4 protein-coding genes are annotated in these 2,805 nt (G+C 49.6%); 2 read left to right on the top strand and 2 right to left on the bottom strand.

Annotation, left to right across the window (positions count from 1 at the left end):
• The coding region (locus CFE23_RS16480) for a hypothetical protein (protein ID WP_291090524.1) at positions 1-296 on the top strand (296 nt) is incomplete at its 5' end.
• A 101-nt stretch (positions 297-397) separates the two neighbouring features.
• Here the strand turns inward: CFE23_RS16480 and CFE23_RS16475 are convergent.
• Both CFE23_RS16475 and CFE23_RS16470 read right to left on the bottom strand, forming a co-directional pair.
• Positions 398-859 (bottom strand): hypothetical protein, encoded by a 462-nt coding sequence (locus CFE23_RS16475; protein WP_291090521.1) that lies wholly within the window; start codon positions 857-859, stop codon positions 398-400.
• 218 nt (positions 860-1,077) lie between these two features.
• Positions 1,078-1,827, bottom strand: a complete 750-nt coding sequence (locus tag CFE23_RS16470; protein ID WP_291090518.1) for a hypothetical protein — start codon at positions 1,825-1,827, stop codon at positions 1,078-1,080.
• Between the two features lie 443 nt (positions 1,828-2,270).
• On the opposite strand from CFE23_RS16470, the gene CFE23_RS16465 reads away from it, so the two are divergent.
• Complete coding sequence (locus tag CFE23_RS16465) at positions 2,271-2,477, top strand: hypothetical protein (RefSeq protein ID WP_291090515.1); 207 nt, start codon at positions 2,271-2,273, stop codon at positions 2,475-2,477.
• The last annotated feature ends 328 nt before the right edge of the window (positions 2,478-2,805 follow it).

The following is a 2,805-nucleotide window of genomic DNA, read 5'->3' as shown; positions in this document are numbered from 1 at the left end:
CAATACCACCAGACAAACTCCCCCTCCCTAAACTTCGAGGCAAGGGAGCGGAGGAATTGAGTAATAAGAAGCCCTCTCGTCCCTTCGAGTGGCATGAAGCGTGCGGAAGCAAAGCTTCAGCCGTATCGAGAACCCCATACCACAAACCTTACCACAACACGTCACCATACCACCAGGCAAACGCCCATCCCGACACTTCGGGGCATTGGAGAGGGGCAGGGGGTGAGAAAAAAAAACGCCCCATCCGGAGCGTTTTCCTTTCAAACAAACCAACAAAATTAACCCACATCCAATAACGTCATACGATTAAATTCCCCATTTTTAAGTTAGCACAGGCACATGACCGCTCAATGGGAACTTAAATGATCCAAATACGGCGCGTCGGCTGTGCAAAATCCTAACCCTCCCACCAAAAATCCCCAACCAGCCGATACATCGGGATCAAATGCGCCGTTCGGTTCCTGACGATGGGTGACAACAACAGCTGGCTGAAATAAGTCCCATAGATCCGCTCGCCCACAACTGCCTCGAGTAGGACACCCAATTGCTCGAAGTGCTGGGCTTCAGTCAGGCCATACAATTCAGGATGAAAGACAGTAACAATAAACTGCCCCGGTGAATCGCCATCGGGTTCCAATGCGCAGTAAAGGCTGCTGACCGCCACGGGCACACCAAACAGATCAAGTGGGGCATCCGTACCCTGCGCGCATTCCAGGTATAAGGTGCGGTCCATACCTGAAGGAACAAGCGCTTCCACTTCAACGCCCATATCGGGAGGGACGTCCCATACCAGTTTTTCCGCAATAGGAAAGTACGTCCGCTGCCGCCATACCGATAGCACCACTTTGTTGCCCATCATATGCAAATGGAGACAAGGGTGATACTGCTTAAGATAACCGTCAATGCTCTGAAACAAAACGCACTGCTGGGCCATCGGAAGCGCCGTAAAGTGGCTGATCTCATCAGCAAAGGGCCGAAACCCGTTCCAAAATTTTGCAGTTCTTGTTCCCATCATTAAAAATTTAAAATAAAAAACTCCCTGTAAAGGAATCTACAGGGAGCCATTGAAAGAAAGCACTAAGCCACATCCAAAACCGTCAGCGAATTGAAATTGCCATTGCTCAATACATACTGCACGCCGTTCATCTCCTGGTAGAACTCAACCAGCAGCAGGTACAACACTGTACCCGTATTGGCCGGAACTGCCGTAGGCGTCAACGATACCGGTGCAGCAGCCGCTTCCAGCGACAGGTTTACCACAGGGCTGTACGCAATCGCACTGTCGCCAGTCTCAAAGTTTACTTTGAGGAACCCCGCACGGAACGACACATGCGTCGCATGCGGCGGCGCACTCACCTGTTCCGCAGGAAGCAGGTCCGCAATCGTAACCTTACCCGTAGCCTTCACCAAAGCATACGGTGCTGAAAGTACACTGCGGATCGACGACTGGCTGTTAAACTCAAACCCCTTCAGGAATTCCTTGCCTTCAGCAGTGCCCAGCCCCACATACACCTGCCGTTCGCCCCTGGGTGAGGTAACGTCACAGGCCTTGATCTGTGACATCACCTGCATCAGCCGGTTGTGCAGCAGGCCATCGTGCGCCTTGTTGATCATTACCGCATTCGCATCGCGCAGCATCTTGCCCGCCTTCGCGATCATCCCAAATTCAGTCCCATTCTCACGGGTACGCTTGAACCTTGGGTCATTCATAATCCGGTGCTTGCTCACACCACCTTTTTGCCTTAAGAGAAATTCATCTTTTCTCTTGAAGAAGGAAATGTCATCCAACTTTCCTTCGATTTTTAAAAATCCGCGTTGTTTCGCCATGATTAAAAAATTTAAAAATTAATATCGGGACAAAGAAAAGGAGTTAATTTGCTGATTTCCAAATAGGTAGTTCCGATTCGCTCGAAGCAGCTCCGAATAAATCCATTTGTGTACAAAATAACCGCTTATAAAAGCATAAAATGTAGGCGAATGGATATTATGTACGCATATAAATGTTAAAATATTTTAAATTGAGAATTTTTTAACATAAAACATTGCGACATTTGACGGTATAATGACGATGGGACATTCATGTTGTACCCGCCCATGGCCACCTCCCGGCACCGATATTTGCAATAGGATTACAGTGCGTTACTAAAGCGTCACTAAAGCGATACTAAAGCGATACTAAAGCGATACTAGTGCGAGTCAAAGCGAGTCACCCCACGTTTCAAAAAAACAAGAGATAGGATAGAAAATTACAAACCCAAAAACCAGAAAACATGAAAAACTTTGAAGGAACATTGAGATTGTGCATCCACACCAAGGATGTCGTAGTGATCACCGGCTACAGCGAAGGCTATTCCCGCCGCATCATCAGGGAAATAAAAGCGAAATACAACAAAGAACCCCAACACGCCGTCACCATCAGCGACCTTTGCGAATACCTCGGACTCAAGGAAGAAGAGGTCCGCAAACGCATCCACTAGACCACAACAGGCCACCCTCCGCAACATTCCCCGACCCACACCCGGCAGTGGCTGTGCAGACGCTCCAACCCCGTCCGTTCGCGTATCGTGGACCGTGCGCCAGCAAAGCTTCACGAAGCCCGTCAGTTCGAGTGTCGTGGACCGTGCGCCAGCAAAGGGCCGCGACGTATCGAGAACCCATGCTGCGCAGGCACTTCCCGTTTTGCGCTTATTTAAACACCTACGGTAAATCCTCCCGTCAGTTCGAGTGTCGTGGACCGTGCGCCAGCAAAGGAGCACGACGTATCGAGAACCAATGTTGCGAAGACACGTCCCGCTTTACACTTAT

It is taken from the genome of Flavobacterium sp. BFFFF1 (assembly GCF_002256285.1).
GTDB lineage: Bacteria > Bacteroidota > Bacteroidia > Flavobacteriales > Flavobacteriaceae > Flavobacterium.
This window is presented reverse-complemented; position numbering and strand designations above follow the sequence as displayed.

Coding starts and splice junctions, on each gene's coding strand:
- CFE23_RS16475 (WP_291090521.1), bottom strand. CDS start 859: ATGATGGGCAACAAAGTGGTGCTATCGGTATGGCGGCAGCGGACGTAC.
- CFE23_RS16470 (WP_291090518.1), bottom strand. CDS start 1,827: ATGGCGAAACAACGCGGATTTTTAAAAATCGAAGGAAAGTTGGATGAC.
- CFE23_RS16465 (WP_291090515.1), top strand. CDS start 2,271: ATGAAAAACTTTGAAGGAACATTGAGATTGTGCATCCACACCAAGGAT.